This window comes from Streptomyces sp. NPDC029151 (assembly GCF_055564315.1).
Window position 1 is genome coordinate 376,634 of record NZ_JBVHWQ010000008.1, and the last position, 19,778, is coordinate 396,411.

The window sequence follows — 19,778 nt, forward strand, 5'->3', positions numbered from 1 at the left end:
ATTCGAACCCCCCGGAACGAAAGAAAGACGTGGGTGCCCGCGCGTGGGCACGGCGGCGTGTGGAGCCCCCTGTGCATGAGCCGTGTGCACCGCGCGTGGCGAGTGTGCGCAAAGAGTAGGTCATGCCGGTGACAACAGCGCCAGGGCCCCGGAGACCAGGGTGCGGACACCTGGGGCAACGGTGGACAGGTCGGGCGCGAAGTGGGGGCTGTGGTTGCTCGGCACGGCCGAGAATTTTTCCGGGAGCGTCTCGCCGGGCGCCTGCTTCCACACCTCGGCGGGGGTCGTGGTGACGAACCAGTACGCGTACGGGAGCGAGCCGAGCGCCAGCTCCGGGAAGTCCTCGCTGCCCATCGCCGGACCCGGGTCGAAGACCGTGCCCGCGCCGAACACCTCGGCGTGCACGGCGGCGACGGCGGTGTCCGTGCCGGCGTCGTTCACGGTCATCGGGAAGCAGGCGCCCACGGTGACCTCCGGCTCGCGCGGGCAGCCGGCGGCCAGGCACTCGCCGTGCGCGATCCGCCGGATCGCGGCCAGCATCCGCTGCCGCACCGCCTCGGACCGCGTCCGCAGGTTCAGCGCGATGCGGGCCTCGGCGGGGATGATGTTGTGCCGGCTGCCCGCCTCGATCCGCCCCACCGTCAGCACCGCGGACTCGCCCGCGGCGATCTCGCGCGACACGACCGTCTGGAGCCGGGTGACGAGATAGGCCGCCGTCACCACCGGATCGACGGTCGCCTCCGGCCGGGATCCGTGGCCGCCGCGGCCGTGCACCACGATGTCCACGTCCGTGGCGGCGGACATGATCAGGCCGGGCACGTGCGGGTACAGGCCCGCCGGGCCCGGCGCCGCGTGCTGGCCGAGCAGTACGTCCGGCCGCCCGAACCGCTCGTACAGCCCGTCGGCGACCATCCGGGCCGCGCCCTGCCCGGTCTCCTCGGCGGGCTGCCCCACCACCAGCAGCGTCCCCCGCCAGGCGTCCCGTCCGGCCGCCAGCGCCCGCGCGGCCCCGGCCAGCCAGGTGACGTGCAGGTCGTGCCCGCAGGCGTGCATGACGCCCGGTACCTCGGAGGCGTACGGCAGGCCGGTCTCCTCCGTCACCGGCAGCGCGTCCATGTCGGCCCGCAGCAGCACCGTCGGGCCGTCCCCGTTGCGCAGCACGCCGACGACTCCGGTGCCGCCCACGCCCTCGGCGGTGTCGAACCCGGCCCTCCCGAGCCGTTCGGCCAGCTTCCCGGCGGTCCGGTGCTCGCGCAGGGACAGCTCGGGATGCCGGTGCAGATCCCGGTAGAACTCCTCCAGGCCCGGTACGGGCAGGTCGGCGGTCAGCTCCAGCGCGGTACGGGCGGCAGGTGAGGTCACGGTCGCAGGGTAGGGGGATTCCGGGCCGGCGTGTGGTGTCGGGTACGGGATCCGGCGGGCCGGCGGTGCGTCGTCCGGCCCGTCAGCCGTGCTGTGCCGGTGCCGCGACCGGCGCGGCCGGGGCGGCCGGGGTCGCTCTCGCCGGGCCGGCGTTGGCCGCTATCAGCAGGGCCGCCGCGGCGATCACTGCGGCCGTTACGGCCCTCCGTGCGGTGGGGCGTGCGTAGGGTGCGGATGTACGTCCGGACACGGCGACCTCGCAACACGACAGCGGCCTGTTAAGCATGCTTAATCCGCCGTTTAACGTAGGGGCTGCCGGAGCCTGACGGCAAGGGGTGCCAGGGGAGCCGGGGGGAGCAGGGGGCATGCGCGAGCGGGACGACCCGGAGGTCATCGGACGGCGGGTGCAGCGGCTGCGGACGCAGCGGGGTCTCACCCAGCGGCAGCTGGCGGAACCGGCGTACACGCCCGCCTACATCTCCACGCTGGAGGCGGGCCGGGTCCGCGCCTCCGACGAGGCGTTACGGCACATCGCGGAGCGGCTCGGCGTGGCCTTTGAGGAGCTGGCCGTGGGCCGCCCCGCCCACCTGGCCACGGATCTGCGGCTGCGGCTCACCGAGGCCCAGCGGGTCCTCGCCGACGGCCGGGCCGAGGAGGCGGCCGCCCAGTACGCCGTGCTGCGCGCGGAGGCGGAGACGCACGGGCTCGGCTGCGAACAGGCGACCGCGCTGCTCGGGCTCGGCGAATGCGCCCTGGAGACCGGTGAGTTGACGACGGCCCGCGAGCACTTCGAACAGGCCGAGGAGCGACTGGCCGGAAAGACCCTGCCGGTCCGGGTGCCCGCCATCCGCGGCCGGGCCGTGGCCCACTACCTGGCGGGCGAACTGCGGTACGCCGTCTACCTCCTGGAGTCCACCCTCGACGAACTGAACCGCGGCGGACTGCACGACCCGGACGCGCTGCTGCTGCTCTACGCCAGCGTGATCGGCCCGTACATGGACATGGGCGCGCACGCCCGTGCCGCCCAGGCCGCCGAGTTCGCCCTCGCGCTCGCCCCGCGGGCCGGAGACCCCGCGCTGATCGCCCGGATGCACCGCTCGGTCGCCCGCACCCTGCTCGCCGAGGGCCGGGTCGCCGAGGCCGACGCCTCCCTGGCCAAGGCGGCCGAGCTGTACCGGCAGCTGAGCCTGCGCACCGAGCTGGCCAACTGCCACTGGATGCGCGGCTACGTCAGCGCGCAGAACGGCGATCTCGACCGGGCCGAGGCGGAACTGCGGCAGGCGTACGCCATGCTCTCGGAGAGCCGTGCCGCCCTGTACCGCAGCCAGGCCGCCGTCGAGCTCGCCGACGTGCTGCACCGCCGGGGCAGGTCCGAGGAGGCCGCCGGGCTGCTGCAGGGCGTCCTCGGCGACTTCTCCTCCGAGCGCGGCGCCGTCCACGCCGCCGCCGCGCACCGCCTGCTCGGGATCATCGCGGAGGACGCCCGCGACACGGAGGCCGCCGAGGAGCACTACGTCCGCGCCCTCAGCCTCCTGGAACGCGCGGGTGCCGCCGGCGACCTCGCCGACCTGTGCCGCCTCCTCGGCGACCTGCTGCGCCGCACGGGCCGCGTCGAGGCCGCCCTGGACGCCTACCGCACCGGGCTCGGCCACCGCACCGCCCCCGGCACCACGACCCTGGGGCCGGCACCGGCGCAGCCGCCGCTGTGACCCCTCACACCTGGGCCCGCCCCTGCCTGCGGATGTCCGCCAGCCGCAGGGCGCCGATCTGCACGGCGGCCTGGGTGGCGTCGTTCGGGACGTCGCCGAGGCCCGCGTTGGTGAGGGCGAAGGCGTCCTCACCGACGCGGACGGCGGCCAGGTCCATGGTGAGGAGGTACTCCTCGCCGTCGTCGTTCGTGGTGCCGAGGGTGAGGCGCAGGCCCTGCCGGGCGTCGCCGACCTCCGGCAGCGGGGCGTCCACGACCCGGACGTCCTCCACCAGGCCGGTCTCGGTGGTGGCGGTGAAGCGGGCGCACTGCACGGGGAGGGTGCCCAGCCAGGACAGGACGGCGTCGACGTCGGCGGGGCGGCGGGCGCCGATCTGGTAGCGGAGCTGGGCGTCGGTGTCGGTGTCGTCCAGGCCGACGGCGACGCGGGCCGGGGCGCCGAGGAGTTCGTCGTCGTACAGGGCGTCCAGCAGCCGCTGGCACTCCCCGGCCGTGGTCCGGGCCTTCAGCAGGCCGTCCCGCCAGGTGGCCGCGCCGCGCGTGGGCGTCCAGGGGGCGCCCAGGTCGGTCTCGTTGATCAGCGCGGACCTGGCCTGCTCGTCGCTGAGCGTGGAGCCGTCGGCCCGCGCGGACGCCTTGGAGGTCTGGCTCGGCCGGTCGATCGTGGGCAGCGGGTACGGCGCGCTCGCCGGGTGCTTCAGGCCGAGGGCCGCACAGCCGCCGGCGGCTATCAGGCCGGCGGCGAGGACGGTGAGGAGGACGCCACGGGGGACGCGGGTGCGTATCGCGGGGAACATGGGTGCCTCCTGGGCTGCGTGCGGCCGGTGGTGCCTGATCTCACGGCACCACCCGGCCGATCGCCTCACCAGCGCTCCGGGCCGTACGGGTGAGGGGCGCGGCGCGGACCCGTGGTGCCGGGGGAGCGGGGGCGGCGGAAATCCGTGGTGCCGGGGGAGCGGGGCCCGGTAGCGTGCCCGGTATGCAGCGCGCCTCCTCGCATCCGTCGAGCACGACGACGCCGGACACCGTCCCGGCGCGCTGACACCTGACCAGCATCGAAGCCCCGGGGCGCACGCCCCGGGGCTTCGTCGTGCCCCGGGGCGTCCGCCTCCCGACGGAGGAGAAACGGATGAACGGCAAGGCGGAGGAGCAGGTCGTGGACCACCGGCGGCTCGGGCGGGCCCTCGGACTGTTCGGCACCGATCCGCTGATGGGCTCCGGGCTGCCGTACTGGCTGCCGGACGGGGCGGTCGTGCGGCACACCCTGGAGGAGTACATCCGGGACGCCGAACGCCGGGCCGGCTACCGGCACGTCTACTCGCCCGTGCTCGGCAAGCGCGAGCTGTACGAGATCTCCGGGCACTGGGACCACTACCGCGACGACATGTACCCCCCGATGCGGCTCGGTGCCGAGGAGGTCGTCCTGCGGCCCAGCCTCTGCCCCCACCACGCCCTGATCTACCGCTCCCGCTCCCGCAGCCACCACGAACTGCCCCTGCGCATCGCCGAGCTGGGCGCCATGCACCGCGCCGAACCGTCCGGCGTGCTCGGCGGCCTGACCCGGGTCCGCGCCATCCACCTCAACGACGCGCACGTCTTCTGCACCCTGGACCAGGCGGTGGCCGAGGCCCGCGCCGCGCTGGAGCTGATCGCCCGCGCCCACGCGGACCTCGGCATCGAGGCCGTGCGCCACCGGCTCTCGCTGCCCGGCGCGGGCGGCAAGTACGTCGCCGACCCGGAGCTGTGGCGCCGGGCGACCAGACTGCTGCGGGAGGTCCTCGCCGAGGCCGGGGTGGCCTACGAGGAGGCGGAGGGCGAGGCCGCGTTCTACGGCCCGAAGATCGACGTGCAGATCGCGGACCCGGCGGGCCGCGAGTCCACCCTGTCCACCGTGCAGATCGACTTCCACCAGCCCGCCCGCTTCGGCCTGCACTACATCGGCGCCGACGGCGCGAAGCACCGGCCGGTGATGGTGCACCGCAGCATCATCGGCAGTGTGGAGCGGGCCGTCGCCCACCTCGTCGAGACCCACGCCGGCGCGTTCCCGGCCTGGCTGGCCCCCGTGCAGCTGGTGGTGCTGCCGGTGGCCGAGGAGCAGGTGGAGCCGGCGGCGGCGCTGGTCCGGGAGGCGCTCGCGCTGGGCCTGCGCGCCGAACTCGCCGGGCCCGGGGAGGGGACCCTGGGCGCCAGGGTCCGCGCGGCGCGCCTGGTGCCGTACCAGGCGGTGATCGGGGCCCGGGAGGCCGGCGCCGGGCTGGCCGCCGTGCGCCTGCGGGACGGCCGCCGGCCCGGTGCGCTGCCCGGGAGCGAGCTGCTGCGGCGCGTCGCCGAACGGGTGGCGGCACGCGGCACCGCGCTCTGGGCCTGATCTAAGGTCGAGGCGACGGAAGGAGTCCGCCGTGACCGGTCAGCCCATCCCCGTGATCATCGACTGTGACACCGGTGTCGACGACGCCCTGGCCCTGCTGTTCGCCGTGCGCCACCCCGGACTCGACCTCAGGGCGGTGACCTGCGTGGCCGGGAACACCGACGTGGACGGCGTGGTCCGCAACACCCTCACCGTGCTGGAGCAGGCGGGCGCCCCCGACATCCCGGTGGCCCGGGGTGCCGAGCGCCCGCTGCTGGAGCCCGCCCGCCACGCCCCCGTGCACGGCGCCGACGGCATGGGCGACCTGGGCCTGCCCGCGCCGGCCCGGGTCCCGGCGGACGTCGACGCGGTCACGCTCCTGCACCGCGAGATCCTGGCCTCCCCGCGCCCGGTCACCCTGATCCCGACGGCGCCCCTGACCAACATCGCCCTGCTCCTGCGCACCCACCCGGAGGTGACCCGGAACATCGAGCGGATCGTGTTCATGGGCGGGGCGGTGGAGGTCGGCAACGCCACGCCGGTCGCGGAGTTCAACGTCTGGCACGATCCGGAGGCCGCGGCGATCCTGCTCACCGCCGGGGTGCCGATCACGATGTACGGCCTGGACGTCTTCCGGCAGGTCGTCGTGGACAGCACCGAGGTGCACCGGCTGCGCGGCAGCGGCGAGCCCGGCACCCGCCTGGCCGGCGAACTCCTCGCCCACCGGCCGGCCCACCAGGGCGAGCCGCCGGAGGCCGAGGAGGCGGGCGGCCTCGGCGACGCCGGCGCGGTGTGCGCGGTCGCCGACCCGCAGGGCATCACCACCCGCCTCCTCCCGGTCGAGGTCTCCCTCGCCCCCGGCCCGACCCGCGGCCAGACCATCGTCGACCGGCGGCCCCGGCTGGGCGAGTCGGAGATCCATGAGGGGGGCCGTGAGACGGCCCTGGTGGACGTCGCGCTGGAGGTCGACGCCGACCGGTACGTGAAGCTGTACCTGGAGACGGTGCGGCGGTAGTCAGTCGGCGGCCGACCAGCGTTCCTCCACGCGGGCCAGCCGCCAGTACGCCAGGGCCGCCGCCCACACCGCCACGAACAGGCCGACGATGAGGTAGCCGACGTTGCCGAGGTCGAGGCCGGCGATCCAGCCGGTCACGGCGTCGTGCAGGGCGAACTTCTCGTGCAGGACGCCGACCAGTTCGATCGTGCCGATGAAGAAGGCGACCGCGATGGACAGGCCGGTGATGGCGAGGTTGTAGAAGACCTTGCGGACGGGGTTGGCGAACGCCCACTGGTAGGCGAAGTTCATGAACGTGCCGTCGAGGGTGTCGAACAGGCTCATCCCGGCGGCGAAGAGGAGGGGCAGGCACAGGACCGCGTACCAGGGCAGGCCGGCCGCCGCGCCGGAGCCCGCCATCACCATCAGCGTGACCTCGGTGGCCGTGTCGAAGCCGAGGCCGAAGAGGAAGCCCAGCGGGTACATCTGGCCGGGCCGGGAGACGGACTTGGTGAGGCGGCCGAGGATCCGGTTCATGAAGCCGCGCGAGTCCAGGTGCTGTTCCAGCTCCTTCTCGTCGTACGCGCCCGCGCGCATCGCCCGGAAGACCTTCAGGATGCCCACCAGGGCGACCAGGTTCAGGGCGGCGATGAGGTAGAGGAACGTGCCGGAGATCGTCGTACCGAGGAAGCCGAGCACCTGGTGGGTGGTGGAGCCCTCGTTCGTCACCTTGCCGGCGAGCGAGGTGCCGCCCGCGATCAGCAGGGCCAGCAGGACGACGACGCTGGAGTGGCCGAGCGCGAACCAGAAACCCACCGACACCGGCCGCTTGCCGTCGGCCATCAGCTTGCGCGTGGTGTTGTCGATCGCCGCGATGTGGTCGGCGTCGAAGGCGTGCCGCATGCCCAGGGTGTAGGCGGTGATGCCGAGACCGACCCCGAAGACGTCGGTGCCGACCTTGTAGTGGCGGGGGGCCACGAGGAGGTACAGGATGCCGAAGGCCACGAGGTGCAGGGCGACGATCACCGCCATCAGGCCCGCCGTCCTGACGGTGTCCTCGCGTCGCCAGCGGAAGGTCGTGACATCGGCCATCGTTCATGCTCCAGCACCTCGTGGATCACTTCATGAGTGCCGTGGCCGGTCTCCTGGCTTACGGGTCGCACGTCCGCCGTCCCTGCCTTCCCGGTCGTACGACCAGTGGCCCGGCGGGTGCCGGACGGGACGGGAACTCCCCGATCACAGTGGCGAGGGCCGCGTCGACCTTGCATCGACTTCCCGAACACCACGGCCCGCCCACCGTAGAGGGGCGCGCGGTTCCCTGCATAGCTGCGCACCCGCGCAGGTATTCAAGATCACAAAAGTGCGCCTGCGAGGATGTGGTCATGCATCTCGTGCCTGCCGACCGAGCCGACCGTCGCACCATCGACGGTCACCGGGTGTGCGAGGCGATCGCCGCCATCGGCGACGCGGGGCTCCTGCGCACCTGGGCCGACCGTTTCTCCCTGCTGGCCGACGCCAACCGGCTCGCGCTGCTGCTCGCCCTGCACCGCACCGGGCCGCTCGCCGTGTCGGACCTCGCCGTCGCCACGGGCATGAACGACCCGGCCGTCTCCCAGGCCCTGCGGCTGCTGCGGGCGGCCGGGGTCGTGGCCGGGGAGAAGGAGGGGCGCGTGGTGCGGTACCGGGTGGTGGACGTGGAGGTACAGGGCCTGTTGGAGCACTGCACGGCCTGACCACCCACGAAAAGGTTCCCTTTCCGGGCACTGTGGACAGATACAGATTCCGCACTGTCGTCCGTCCCATGGGAGCCCGTATGGCAGACCACTCGCCGGACCTCTCGCCCAGGAACCCCGACTGGTGGCGCCAGGCCGTCATCTACCAGGTGTACCCGCGCAGTTTCGCCGACGCCGACGGAGACGGCCTCGGCGACCTCCGGGGTGTCACCCAGCGTCTGGACCACCTGGCCGCGCTCGGCGTGGACGCCCTGTGGCTGAGCCCCTTCTACCCCTCCGAACTCGCCGACGGCGGCTACGACGTCATCGACCCGCGCGGCGTCGACGAGCGCCTCGGCACCCTGGACGACTTCGACGCCCTGGTCGCCGAGGCGCACCGGCTCGGCCTCAAGGTCGTCGTGGACATCGTCCCCAACCACACCTCCCACCTGCACCCCTGGTTCGAGGAGGCGCTGCGCGCCGGACCCGGCTCCGCCGCCCGGGAGCGGTACGTCTTCCGGCCGGGGCGCGGCGCGCACGGGGAGCTGCCGCCCACCGACTGGCAGTCGGTGTTCGGCGGCAGCGCCTGGCGGCGGGTGCCCGACGGGGAGTGGTACCTCCACCTCTTCGCCCCCGAACAGCCCGACCTCAACTGGGACAACGAGGAGGTCCGCGCCGACTTCCGCACCACCCTGCGGTTCTGGTCCGACCGGGGCGTGGACGGCTTCCGCGTCGACGTCGCCCACGGCCTGGCCAAGGACCTCACCGAACCGCTGCGGGACGTCGGCGGCCTCGGCGCGACCGGCGAGCAGGCGCTGCCGCTGGTGCCGCCGGGCAGCCACCCGTACTGGGACCGGGACGAGGTCCACGAGATCTACCGGGACTGGCGCAAGATCTTCGACGCGTACAGCCCGCCGCGCATGGCCGTCGCCGAGGCCTGGGTGCCGGGCGACCGCCGCGCCCTGTACGCCCGGCCCGACGAACTCGGCCAGGCGTTCAACTTCGAGTACCTGGAGGCCCGCTGGGACGCCGGGGAGCTGCGGGACGTCATCACCGGCTCGCTGGCCACGGCCCGGGCCGCCGGGGCCTCCGCGACCTGGGTGCTGTCCAACCACGACGTCGTACGCCACGCCTCCCGGCTGATGCTGCCGCCGGACACCGACCCGGCCGCCTGGCTGCTCGCCGACGGTGCCGCGCCCGCCGTCGACACGGCGGCCGGGCTGCGCCGGGCCCGGGCGGCGACCCTGCTGATGCTGGCGCTGCCCGGCTCGGCCTACCTCTACCAGGGCGAGGAACTCGGCCTGCCGGAGGTCGCCGACCTGCCCGTCGAGGTGCTCCAGGACCCGATCTGGGAGCAGACCGGCCATGTCCGCAAGGGCCGCGACGGCTGCCGCGTGCCGCTGCCGTGGACGACGACCGGACCCAGTCACGGCTTCGGGCCCGGGGCCTCCTGGCTGCCGCAGCCCGCGTCCTTCGCGGCGTACGCCGTCGACGCGCAGACCGGGACCGAGGGCTCCACGCTGGAGCTGTACCGCACGGCCCTGCGGCTGCGCCGCAAGCTGCTCGCGGGCGAGACCCTGACCTGGACCCCGGACGCACCGGCCGGTGTGCTGGACTTCAGGCGCTCCGACGGCTGGCGCAGCGTCACCAACGTGACCGCCGGGCCGGTACCGCTGCCGCCGGGCGAGGTCCTGCTCAGCAGCACCCCGCTGCCGGAGGGAAGCGCGCTGCCGCCGGACACCACGGTGTGGCTGGCCTAGGGCCTCTCTTCCGGATCTCGCCGGGGTCGCGGGGGCCGGCACGCACATCTGCGGCGTTGTCGTCGGTTGCCGGCTCCCCCACGCTCGACGTCGCTCGCGCGGGGGGACCCCCCTCGCGTCGACGCCCTCCTCCGCCTTGCGGCTGCACGCACCAGACCCCGCTCGGGTCGGCCGACAGGCACCGTCGCCGGGAGCCGGCCTGATCCGAAAGGGAGGCCCTAGCCGGCCGAGGGGCTGGGGCCGGGGGCGGTGCCGCCGCCCGTGCCGCCGCCGGACAGGCCGCTCAGGTCCAGCGGGGTGGACGTGGCGGTCGGCGGCGGGGTGAGCACCACCTCCGGCTGGCCCGCCGGCGGGGCCGGCGGGGTCAGGTCGGAGGAGGGCAGCTTCGGCGGGGTGGTCTGGTTGAAGATGGTCTGGTCGAAGTCGACCAGACCGGTCCTCTCCATCACCGTGATGTGGTCCAGAACCGTGTCGTTGGCCTGGTCGGCGAGGGCGCGGACCAGCGAGTTCTTCGTGGTGGAACGGATCTTCGCGATGGTGTTGAAGATCGAGCCGTGCGTCATCCGCAGGATGTTGGCGAAGTCGGTGTCGAACTGCTTGCCGCTCTCGCCCTTCAACTGGCTGACGAAGCCCTCCTGCTGCGGGCTCGCCACGTTGGGCAGCGTGATGTTCAGCATCGGGGCGATCTTGCGGCAGGAGGCGTCCAGCGCCGCGTGCCCGTCCACCAGGTGCGCGCTGGCCGTCTTGACCCCCGTCGAGCTGCCCTTCTGCAGCCCGATCTGACCGAGCGGGTACTCCCACAGGCCGGCCGCCCGCACCTTGACCACGAAGTCCCGGTCCCCTTCGGTGAGCGGCCCCCACTGGGTGTTGGCGATGATGCGGGTCTGGGAACTGGAGACGGTGTCGAGGCCGAGCATGCCCGGGTAGGCGAGTGCCGCGAGGGTCAGGGCCATGGCACCGCCCACGAAGAGAGTTCCCGTCGCGTTCCGCGAAAAGCGCACCGTTCCTCCTGCTGGGATCCCGCCCATGGTTCGGACACACAGCCGTACGGACGCGGCGGCGATTCTTCTCAGCGGTCCCGGGTAAAGATCGGCGGGCTCGGGTAAAGAATCCCCCGATGCCCTTGGCCAAAGGTTGGCCGCTGCCGGGCAGAAGGTTGACCTGAGCGCGGGAGAAGGCAGACCGGTCGCCCGCCTAGATTCGCCGCATGCCCCCACAGCCGCCGCCGCGCCCCCCTGCCGTGCTGCCCGTCCTGCCCTACCGCAAGCCCACCAAGGGCCGCGACTACTGGGTCCTGGACGACGTCCTGCCGGACGTCGACGCCGTACGGCAGCGGTGTCTGGCCAAGGACGACTGGGTCGAGGGCCACCCGTACACCTCGGAGACCTGGCCCGGCCTGCGCGCCATGCCCGGTCTGGAGCCGGCGGAGCTCGCCCGGATCGAGCGCCTGGTGAAGAAGGCGACCGGGGCGAAGGAGCTGTGGGTGCAGCAGGCGCCCGGCGGCGGCACCCTCAACCACAACTGCGTCCAGGTGGTCGGCGAGGGTGAGAGCACACCCCGCCCGCACACCGACTCCCGGGCCCTGTGCCGGTACGCGGCCGTGCTCTACCTCAACCCGGACGTGCCGAAGGACTGCGGCACCAGCTTCTATCGCCAGTCCCTGCCCGGCGGCCGGCTCGGCGGCAACGTCGTGCAGGCCCCGCACACCAACCTGGTCGAGGCCCTCGGCACCCGCTACGTCGGCGCGGACGCCTTCGAGGAGGACGTGCGCGTCCCGCACCGGTACAACCGGCTGCTGCTGTACCACGCCAACCTGGTGCACAGCGCCACCGGTTACGCCGGCCGGACGCTGGCGGAGAAGCGGATGACGGCGGTGTTCTTCTGGATGGCCTGACCCCTGACGGGCTGCCCGACCCCTGAACGTTCCTCCCGGGCGGAACGGGGGGCCGGTCGCCGTCGTCCTCTCCGGAGGAGGCCGGGAGGAGTCCGGACACGGGCAAGGGGAGGGGCGATGGGGCAGGGAGACGCGCCGGACGCGCGGGAGGAGCGGGCCGCCGGTGAGGCGACGCCGTACCGGGACGTCCGGGTGACGGGGCGGCTGGCCGTCGCCGGGCTGCTGCTCGCGGGCGCCGCCTGGGTGGTGCGCGGCGTGTGGGAGACGCGGCTGGCCGTCGCCGGCGAACCCGGATCCGGGCCGCCGGACCAGGGCGACGGGGTGCACCGGCAGTTGACCGCGCTGGAGGACTCGTACCACCTCGTCACGTCCGCCGGCGGTGTCGCCGTGCTGGTCTGCGCCCTGCTCTTCCTCTCCTGGCTGGTGCGGCTGCGGGACAACGCGCGTGTGCTGTCCGGTCGGGCGCCCAGGTACGCGGGCATCTGGGTGTACGCGGGCTGGATCGTCCCGGTCGTCAGCTTCTGGTTCCCGCGCGGCATCGTCGCCGACGCGTTCCGCGGTTCCGCCCCGGGGCGGAAGCTGCCCGCCTCCGTGAACGTGTGGTGGGGGCTCTGGCTGCTCGGGACGCTCAGCGGGGTGGGCATCGTCTACAAGGACTCCACCGACGAGATCATCGCCCGCGCCTACACCGAGGTGTGGCCGCTGCTGGCCAGCGACGCGGCGGTCGTCGGTGCCGCCGTCGCCGGCGCGTTCGCCGTGCGGGCGGTCACCGCCGTCCAGGTGGCACGGATGCGGGAGGCCGCCGCCCCGCACAGGGTGCCGCAGCCGGTGTGAGGCGGCGGCCCGCGCGGTACGGATGACGGGCATGAGCAGTGTCGCCGTCGTGGGAGCCGGGCCGGGACTCGGGGCCGCCGTCGCCCGCCGGTTCGGACGGGAGGGGTTCGCGGTCGGGCTGGTCGCGCGGGACCGGGGCCGGCTGGAGGCGATCACGGACGGGCTGGCGGCCGAGGGGATCTCCGCGCGCGGCTTCACCGCCGACGTGCGCCGGCCCGAAGCGCTGACGGCGGCGCTGCGGGAGCTGGCCGAGGCTCTCGGGACCGTGGAGGTGCTCCAGTACAGCCCCGTGCCGCACCGGGACTTCATGCGGCCCGTGCTGGACACCGGGCACCGGGATCTGGTGGGGCCGATCGAGTTCTCCGTGTACGGGCCGGTGGCCGCCGTGCAGCAGGTGCTGCCGGGGATGCGCCGGCTCGGGCGCGGCACGATCCTCTTCGTCAACGGCGGGAGCGCCGCCGTTCCCCATCCCGAGCGGGCCGGCACCTCGATCGCGTTCGCCGCGGAGAGCGCCTACGGCCATCTGCTGCACGACCGGCTGGCCGGCGAGGGCATCCACGTCGCCCAGCTGGTGATCCCGGGCGCCATCACGGCCGGCCACGCCCGCAAGGACCCGGACGTCCTCGCCGAGACCCTGTGGAACCTCCACCGGGACCGCCACGGCTTCCGTCACTACGCCGACGACCTCGCCGGCTGACCCGCCACGCCCCTTCCGGGCCCTGGTGCTGCGCGGCGCCCTGCCGGCCGGTCCGGCGGGGCTGCCCGTACAGGGCCGAGCGGGGACAGGACCGTCACCCTGCGAGGAGTGGCTTTGTGAGCCAATATGGTGACATTGGCCGCAACGGTCTCTTCTAAGGGGGCCCCCATGGCTGTGGACATCCCTGCGCTCGTCAAACCCTCCCGCCTCAGAAGCCGGGGCGGACTGCTGGGCGAGTGCCTGGCGGAGTTCCTCGGAACGTTCGTCCTCATCTCCTTCGGCTGCGGTGTCGTCGCGATGGCGGTCGCCGCCCTGCCCGGTTCGGGCCGCGCCCAGACCGTCACCACGATCTTCCTCGCGGCCGGTGACTGGCTCCTCATCACCTGGGGCTGGGCCCTGGCCGTCGTGTTCGGCGTCTACGTCGCCGGCGGCGTCAGCGGCGCCCACCTCAACCCGGCGGTGACCCTGGCGATGGCCGTCCGCCGCGGCTTCCCCTGGGCCAAGGTCCTGCCGTACTGGTTCGCGCAGGTCGTCGGCGCCCTCACCGGCGCCGCCCTGGTCTACCTCGTCTACCACAACGCGATCAGCGCCTACGACCAGGCCGCGGCCGGGCCGAAGGTGAACGGGCACACCAACGCCACCTTCTCGATCTTCGCGACCTTCCCCGCCCCGTACTTCCACGGCGGCATCTGGGGCCCCCTGATCGACCAGATCGTCGGCACCGCGTTCCTGCTGATGCTGATCGCCGCCGTCATCGACCTGCGCAACCAGGCCGTGAAGGCCAACCTCGGGCCGCTGGTCGTGGGCTTCGCCGTCGCCGCCATCGGCATGTCCTACGGCGCCAACGCGGGCTACGCCATCAACCCGGCCCGCGACTTCGGCCCGCGCCTGTTCACCTACGCGGCGGGCTGGGACGGCCTGGCCTTCCCCGGGAGCGTGGCCGGCTCGTACAGCGGCTACTGGTGGATCCCGATCGTCGGGCCGCTGATCGGCGGTGCCATCGGGATCCTGGTCTACGACCTCTTCATCGGGGACGTCCTGCTGGTGCGGGCCGAGATGGCCGAGCTGCCCGAACCCGGCCGCTCCACCCCGGTGCGCACCACCGACGAGGAGTGAGGAGCGGGGACCCGGCCCCGCCAGGACCTTCGTGGCGAACCTCCGGCGGGGCCGGGCCGGTTGCCCTCCCGGAGGGGTCCGCCGAGCCCCCTCCCCCTGGCGGTCTTCTGCGATAATCGCCCTCCATGCCATGACGGGGCGTCACCGTGGCCCCGGGCGAGGGGGGTACGAGCACGATGAGTGGCGGTCGTCGGCGGGCTCTGCTGATCGGGGTGTCCGCGTATCCCCAGCTGGACGTGCCGAAGCTGCGGGAGGACTTCCCGAACCTGCCCTTCGCCCGGAACGACGTCGCGGCCCTGCGCACGGCCCTGCTGAAGAGCGGGTACCAGCCGGAGCACGTGACCGTGCTGGACGACGAGGAAGAGACCCGCCTGGCCGCCGTCTACAACGAACTGGACCGGTTCCTGAGCGGGTGCGAGGACGGCGACGTGGGCCTCGTCTACTTCTCCGGCCACGGCGTCCGGTTCGGCGACACCGACTACCTCCTGCCCAGTGACGTCCGCGCCCGGTGGGGGGCCGGCGAACAGCGCACCCTGCGCCCGAAGGACCTCATCGAGATCGTGCCCGACGAGCTGCTCGCCCCCCTGCGCTCCGACGCCACGGTGATGCTCTGCCTCGACGCCTGCCGCAGCAGCGGGGACACCCCGCCGGCCACCTTCGAGGCGATCAGGGCCAGCCGCCCCTGGGCCAACGTCGTCGTGCTCAGCGCCTGCGCCCCCGGCGAGGAGGCCCTGGGCCACGGTGACGACAGCGTCCTGGCCAGGGCGTTGGGCGAGACCCTGCTGCCGACGTCCTCGGCCCGCACGTTCCGCCAGGTGATCGAGCGCGTGGAGCAGCGCGCCGAGGAGCTCGCGGCGAACTACCGGTACGGCAGGCCCCCCAGGGCCGTTCACCGCTGGCTGGGCGGTGACACCACGGGCGGCCCCCACGCCGACGTGCCGCTGTGCAACGCCGATCCGTCCGGCGGCCCCTGGACGGACGCGGTCGTGCGGTCGACCCTGTGGGAACGGACCGACGGCACCCCCGCCCAGCGCACCACGGCCCGGAACCGCCTCGCAGAGGTCGTGAAGAAGGCCGTCGCCATCCGCAGACGGCGCGACCCCGAGTCCGACCCGTGGGACGACGAGCAGGTCCCGGAGCGGCTGATCGAGCGGCTCGACCAGCTCGTGGACGCCTCCGGCGCACGGCTGAGCCTCGTCGAGACCGTGGTGCTGCTGGGCGCGCCGTTCCTGCGCGAGGCCGCCCTCTCCTGCGGCCTCGCCGCGCTGCGCACCCTCGACGACCACGGCTCCGACGGCACTCCCGCGGACGAGGACGGCTTCACCGCCCACCTGGAGCGGGACCTGGGGGACGTACGGCGCGCCCACCGGCAGATCGAGGCGACCCGCCGGACACTGCTGCGCCGCGGGGAGAAGGAGGACGCCGCCGGCGCCGAGTACTGGCTGCGGCACCGCTTCCTCGCCGACTGGGACCTGCTGTGGGAGCAGGGGCGCACGGACGCCGAGCTGGACAGCCTGCGTGCCGCGGTCGACCTGCTGGTGCAGACCGCGGAGAGCGCCGCCGGCCTCACCCTGGGCCCGGACGAGCGGGCCGAGCTGCGCCACGCCGTGGTCAAGGTCGTCTCCCAGCTGGGCACCGGCACCCCCGCCGACTCCGTCGCGCCCGACGGCACCCCCTGGGACATCGAAGGCGGGCTGTGCGCCTACCTGTGCGGGGAACCCGAGCGGTGGAGCTGGCGCCCGCGCGAACTGGCCACCCTGCTGCACCTCGCCGGGCTGCTCGCCCTCGACCCGCGCATGCTCGACGGTGTGCTCATCGACCACCTGGGGCCGCGCGAGCCCACCCAGGTCCGGCCGAAGGGCATCATCACCGAGATCGCCGTGAACAGCGGTTTCCTCCCCGCGCAGGTCCCCGCCCCCGAGGCCGCCGACGGCACCGAACCGGCGTGCCTGCCCGGCCGCGCCCCGGACACCTCCTGGCGGCTGGTGTTCAAGTGCACCAGCGCCGCCCTGTTCACGGCACTGGAGCGGCTCGCCGCCCGTATCGCGGCGGAGTCGGAGGCGACCCGGCGCGGCCTCGGCACCCTGCGCTCCGGCGACCTGCTCTTCGGCCTGCCCCAGATGGTCAAGACCGAGGGCCTCCTGCCCCGCAACCACGGCTTCGGCAAGCCGCCGCCCCGGTTCCGGCTGGCCGAGGACGAGGTGAAACCGCTCATCATGGGCACCCAGCTGTACGGGGACCGGATGCTGGCGGTGCGCGAGCTGTACCAGAACGCCCTCGACGCCTGCCGGGTGCGCCAGGCCCGCCGCCGGTACGCGGACAACGTACGGCAGACCCCCGGGCAGACCGAACGGGAGCAGCTCGCCGACTGCACCATCAGGTTCACCCAGGCGACCGAGGCGGGCCGCACCTACATCGAGTGCGAGGACGACGGCGTCGGGATGACGGCGGAGGAGCTGAGGGACCTCTTCGCCCAGGCCGGCCGCCGCTCCGAGCAGTCCTCGGCCCGCATGCGCGAGATGCGCCGGTGGCGCCGCCGCGGCATCACCACCGAACTCAACAGCCGTTTCGGCATCGGCGTCTTCAGCTACTTCATGCTGGCCGAGGAGGTCGAGGTGACCACCCGGGCGGTCGACCTGTCCGGCCACCTCCCCTTCGACGGCCACCGGGCCACGGTCACCGCCGGCTCCGGGCTGATGCACCTCAAGCGGGAGCAGCGGGCACTGCCGCACGGCGGCACCCGGGTCCGGCTGTACCTGCACGACGACTCCGAGACGGACGAGCAGCCCCCGTCACTGATCGAGGCGTTGCGCGAGTTCCTGTGGTGCAGCCCCGTGAAGGTGGTCGCCCGGGAGAACGCCGGCGACCCGGCGGTGTGGGAGCCGGGCGAGCTGTACGGCGACTCCTCCCTGCCGGGTGCCCGCATCCCGGCCGGCGAGGGCGTCTGGTGGGTGCAGGGCAAGGGCATGCTGCTGGCGGACGGGCTGCTGGTCTCGGAGGCCGAGCGCCCGCAGGGGTACGTGGTGAACCTGCGGGGCAGGCACCGGCCCGAGCTGAGCGTCGACCGCAACCGCTTCCTCGGCTACGACGAGCAGCGCGTCGAGGAGGACCTCAAGGCGGCCGTCCCGGCGCTGGTCGGTTCGGCGTGGCGGCCCTTCCCGCTGGAGTGGCTGTGGAACCTCGCCGACGCCTGGCCACGGCTGGTCGACGAGGTCCTCGGCCATCTGATGGAGCACGACGTGCAGGTGATGGTGCCGGACGAACTGCGGCCCGGGGGCCGGACCCACGAACCGCGGGGCGTCACCCTGCGCACCGCGGGATGCATGCCCGCCGACGATCAGATCTTCAGGGACGAGGCGCGGCGGAGGGGCATCGAACCCATCTTCTTCGGGGTCTGGCGCCTCGCCGTCCTCGGTGTCAACCGACAGAAGGACGCGGTCGCCACGCACGACGGCTTCCCCCGGCCGGAGCCGCTGGACGCGGTGCTGTTCCGCCACATGCCGGACGGAACCATCCGGGAACCACTGCGCGCCGCCGCGGACACCGGACGCCCGCTGCGGGAGGCGGTCCGTCAGCTGCGCCGGTACGCCCTCACCGGGGTGCCGGTCCCGGAGGTGGCGGACATCCGTGCCCTGACCGGCTTCGTGCCCGAGCGCTTGGCGACAGCGCTGTACCAGGACATATGGAACGCCACAGGCCCGAGCACCGCGGACGACCGCGACGCCGTGCTGCAGGCGGTGTGCGAGGCGATGGTACGTGTGTCGGCCCAGGAGAAGGTGCGCCTGGGCGCCCTGGCGGAACTGCTCGGACAACTGTCCACCCTCGACCCGTCGATCCCCGCGGCGCCCGACCTGAAGGGGCTCGCCGCCCATCGCGTGGACGCGCGGGAACGCCGTGTCCTGCTGAACGACGTGCGGCCCCGCGAATCCTTCGTGACCCATTCCGCCTGGTCGTTCGACAGGCTGGTGCGGCCGGTGGACGTCGCCTACCGGGCCGTGCAGACGGGGATCCCGCCGGCCGAGATCGAGGCGGTCGTACGCCGCTTCGAGCCCCTCGGCTACCGGCTCGCCGGGCCGGACCTCACCGTCCTCCCGGACGAGCAGCAACTCATCGCGCTCAGCCGCGATCTGGACGGGGAAGCGCCCTTCCTCACCCCGGAGCCGATCGGTCTGCGGCACCTGGTCCGGTTGGCCGCCCGGCGCCGGCAGACCGTCGGCGCCACGGCGGCCTGGCTGGCGGGCTGGGCGGCCACGATGGGCGCCGAGGTCGCGGACCCCGGCCCGCTCGCCTCGTTCCTGCCGCCCGCCTGGTGCGAACGGCTCCCGGAGCAACAGCCCGGCGAAGGCCGGGCCGGAGACGAGAGCGGGCCCGGGGAACGGCCGTTGTCCGCCTGGACCGTCCTGGCGGTGATCGAGGAGCTGGGGGACGACGCCGCGGAAGACCAGCACATCGCCGCGGTGACGGCACTGGCGGACGCCGGCGTGGTCGAGTCCCGGACGGTCGAGGCGGCCCGGATCCTGCCGTCCGTCCCCCGCTCGGCCCGTGGCCTGTGGAGTCGCGGCCTGACGTTGAACGGATCCCGGCACACGGTCTTCAACATGTCGGCGAACATCGAGGTGTACGGCCGACTGGAATCCTCCTCCGTGCTGTACATGGCGGCGGAGCTGCACCGCAGCCTCGGTGACGCCGCCGAGAGGCTCCGGGCGCAGACGGCCGCCTACGACATCGACGTGTCCGAGATCCCCGCCGACGTCGCCGACCTGGAACCGAGCCATGCGGTGCGGCAGGCCCTGTGTCCCTCCGTGGGCATGTGGAGGGCCTTCATCTCGCTGAGCCACTTGGGTCTTTACGCGAACGACACCGGCACCGACCTCGCCACCGCCGCCGCCGACCTGAACGCCTACCGCGCCCTGGGTGCCCCGACGGTCCCCGTACCGCCGGACTTCGTACGGCCGGAGGAACCCCTGGAGCGCGACGAGGCCGCCGAGTACGCGCTCTTCCAGCCCTGCCTGGAGGACTCCTGGACACTGACGCCGCTCGGCCTGGTGGTGGCGGCCGGGCGGCTCGGGGAGGGGCTGCGGGCGACGTACCGCCGGCTGGAGCCGTTCGTCCGGATCGGGCTGGACGTGCCGTTCGCCGAACCCGCCTGCGACCGCGTGCCGGACTGGCGGGACGTCGTCCTGCTCACCGCCCGGCTCACCGGCCGGGAACCGGCCCTGTCCGGGGACGTCACGGCGGACCAGCTCCGGCTGGCCGCCGAGGAGACGGACCTGACGGAGGACGGCGTCCGGGTCCGCCTCGCCGACTACGCGCCCCTGTTCGGCTTCCGACTCCCGCCGCACGAGAGGATCTGA

The 19,778-nt window shown here is 73.7% G+C and carries 14 protein-coding genes and 1 riboswitch; of the genes, 10 read left to right on the forward strand and 4 right to left on the reverse strand.

Annotated features, from left to right (window positions below):
- Window positions 1-120 precede the first annotated feature (120 nt).
- Window positions 121-1,362, reverse strand: coding sequence for an amidohydrolase (locus ACZ4VF_RS28860; protein ID WP_467929580.1), 1,242 nt, complete (start codon window positions 1,360-1,362; stop codon window positions 121-123).
- A 365-nt stretch (window positions 1,363-1,727) separates the two neighbouring features.
- On the opposite strand from ACZ4VF_RS28860, the gene ACZ4VF_RS28865 reads away from it, so the two are divergent.
- Window positions 1,728-3,071, forward strand: a complete 1,344-nt coding sequence (locus ACZ4VF_RS28865) for a helix-turn-helix domain-containing protein (RefSeq protein ID WP_467929582.1) — start codon at window positions 1,728-1,730, stop codon at window positions 3,069-3,071.
- 4 nt (window positions 3,072-3,075) lie between these two features.
- Here the strand turns inward: ACZ4VF_RS28865 and ACZ4VF_RS28870 are convergent, their stop codons facing one another.
- The gene (locus ACZ4VF_RS28870; RefSeq protein WP_467929583.1) at window positions 3,076-3,867 is read right to left on the reverse strand and encodes a hypothetical protein; all 792 of its coding nucleotides are present in this window, start codon (window positions 3,865-3,867) and stop codon (window positions 3,076-3,078) included.
- Between the two features lie 332 nt (window positions 3,868-4,199).
- On the opposite strand from ACZ4VF_RS28870, the gene thrS reads away from it, so the two are divergent.
- A complete protein-coding gene (thrS, locus tag ACZ4VF_RS28875; protein ID WP_467929584.1) occupies window positions 4,200-5,438 on the forward strand; it encodes a threonine--tRNA ligase in 1,239 nt (412 codons plus the stop codon).
- 31 nt (window positions 5,439-5,469) lie between these two features.
- The gene (locus tag ACZ4VF_RS28880; RefSeq protein WP_467929585.1) at window positions 5,470-6,432 is read left to right on the forward strand and encodes a nucleoside hydrolase; all 963 of its coding nucleotides are present in this window, start codon (window positions 5,470-5,472) and stop codon (window positions 6,430-6,432) included.
- Here ACZ4VF_RS28880 and nicT read toward each other — a convergent pair whose 3' ends face one another.
- Window positions 6,433-7,503, reverse strand: coding sequence for a Nickel transporter NicT (nicT, locus tag ACZ4VF_RS28885; RefSeq protein ID WP_467929588.1), 1,071 nt, complete (start codon window positions 7,501-7,503; stop codon window positions 6,433-6,435). It abuts the gene before it with no gap.
- A 26-nt stretch (window positions 7,504-7,529) separates the two neighbouring features.
- Window positions 7,530-7,713: riboswitch (cobalamin riboswitch) on the reverse strand.
- An 80-nt stretch (window positions 7,714-7,793) separates the two neighbouring features.
- Between nicT and ACZ4VF_RS28890 the strand changes: the two genes are divergently transcribed.
- Window positions 7,794-8,144: a metalloregulator ArsR/SmtB family transcription factor gene (locus tag ACZ4VF_RS28890; RefSeq protein WP_467929589.1), complete on the forward strand. Its 351-nt coding sequence runs from the start codon at window positions 7,794-7,796 to the stop codon at window positions 8,142-8,144.
- A gap of 80 nt (window positions 8,145-8,224) precedes the next feature.
- On the forward strand, window positions 8,225-9,883 hold the full coding sequence (locus ACZ4VF_RS28895; protein WP_467929590.1) for a glycoside hydrolase family 13 protein: 1,659 nt from the start codon (window positions 8,225-8,227) through the stop codon (window positions 9,881-9,883).
- A 218-nt stretch (window positions 9,884-10,101) separates the two neighbouring features.
- Here the strand turns inward: ACZ4VF_RS28895 and ACZ4VF_RS28900 are convergent, their stop codons facing one another.
- Window positions 10,102-10,848: a DUF4142 domain-containing protein gene (locus tag ACZ4VF_RS28900; RefSeq protein ID WP_467929668.1), complete on the reverse strand. Its 747-nt coding sequence runs from the start codon at window positions 10,846-10,848 to the stop codon at window positions 10,102-10,104.
- A gap of 242 nt (window positions 10,849-11,090) precedes the next feature.
- Between ACZ4VF_RS28900 and ACZ4VF_RS28905 the strand changes: the two genes are divergently transcribed.
- The 5 genes from ACZ4VF_RS28905 to ACZ4VF_RS28925 all read left to right on the forward strand — a co-directional run bounded on the left by ACZ4VF_RS28905 (window position 11,091) and on the right by ACZ4VF_RS28925 (window position 19,778).
- On the forward strand, window positions 11,091-11,777 hold the full coding sequence (locus ACZ4VF_RS28905) for a DUF6445 family protein (RefSeq protein ID WP_467929592.1): 687 nt from the start codon (window positions 11,091-11,093) through the stop codon (window positions 11,775-11,777).
- A gap of 117 nt (window positions 11,778-11,894) precedes the next feature.
- A complete protein-coding gene (locus ACZ4VF_RS28910; protein ID WP_467929593.1) occupies window positions 11,895-12,611 on the forward strand; it encodes a DUF4328 domain-containing protein in 717 nt (238 codons plus the stop codon).
- A 31-nt stretch (window positions 12,612-12,642) separates the two neighbouring features.
- Window positions 12,643-13,308, forward strand: a complete 666-nt coding sequence (locus ACZ4VF_RS28915) for an SDR family NAD(P)-dependent oxidoreductase (protein WP_467929594.1) — start codon at window positions 12,643-12,645, stop codon at window positions 13,306-13,308.
- Window positions 13,309-13,476: 168 nt separating this feature from the next.
- Window positions 13,477-14,424 (forward strand): MIP/aquaporin family protein, encoded by a 948-nt coding sequence (locus ACZ4VF_RS28920; protein WP_467929595.1) that lies wholly within the window; start codon window positions 13,477-13,479, stop codon window positions 14,422-14,424.
- 176 nt (window positions 14,425-14,600) lie between these two features.
- Entirely contained in the window at window positions 14,601-19,778 is a 5,178-nt protein-coding gene (locus ACZ4VF_RS28925; RefSeq protein WP_467929597.1) for an HD domain-containing protein, read from the forward strand.

Excerpts from the sequence above, each read along its gene's own strand:
- ACZ4VF_RS28920 (WP_467929595.1), top strand. The coding sequence starts at position 13,477 with ATGGCTGTGGACATCCCTGCGCTCGTCAAACCCTCCCGCCTCAGAAGC.
- nicT (WP_467929588.1), bottom strand. The coding sequence starts at position 7,503 with ATGGCCGATGTCACGACCTTCCGCTGGCGACGCGAGGACACCGTCAGG.
- ACZ4VF_RS28905 (WP_467929592.1), top strand. The coding sequence starts at position 11,091 with ATGCCCCCACAGCCGCCGCCGCGCCCCCCTGCCGTGCTGCCCGTCCTG.
- ACZ4VF_RS28865 (WP_467929582.1), top strand. The coding sequence starts at position 1,728 with ATGCGCGAGCGGGACGACCCGGAGGTCATCGGACGGCGGGTGCAGCGG.
- ACZ4VF_RS28915 (WP_467929594.1), top strand. The coding sequence starts at position 12,643 with ATGAGCAGTGTCGCCGTCGTGGGAGCCGGGCCGGGACTCGGGGCCGCC.
- ACZ4VF_RS28910 (WP_467929593.1), top strand. The coding sequence starts at position 11,895 with ATGGGGCAGGGAGACGCGCCGGACGCGCGGGAGGAGCGGGCCGCCGGT.
- ACZ4VF_RS28895 (WP_467929590.1), top strand. The coding sequence starts at position 8,225 with ATGGCAGACCACTCGCCGGACCTCTCGCCCAGGAACCCCGACTGGTGG.
- ACZ4VF_RS28870 (WP_467929583.1), bottom strand. The coding sequence starts at position 3,867 with ATGTTCCCCGCGATACGCACCCGCGTCCCCCGTGGCGTCCTCCTCACC.
- ACZ4VF_RS28890 (WP_467929589.1), top strand. The coding sequence starts at position 7,794 with ATGCATCTCGTGCCTGCCGACCGAGCCGACCGTCGCACCATCGACGGT.
- ACZ4VF_RS28925 (WP_467929597.1), top strand. The coding sequence starts at position 14,601 with ATGAGTGGCGGTCGTCGGCGGGCTCTGCTGATCGGGGTGTCCGCGTAT.
- thrS (WP_467929584.1), top strand. The coding sequence starts at position 4,200 with ATGAACGGCAAGGCGGAGGAGCAGGTCGTGGACCACCGGCGGCTCGGG.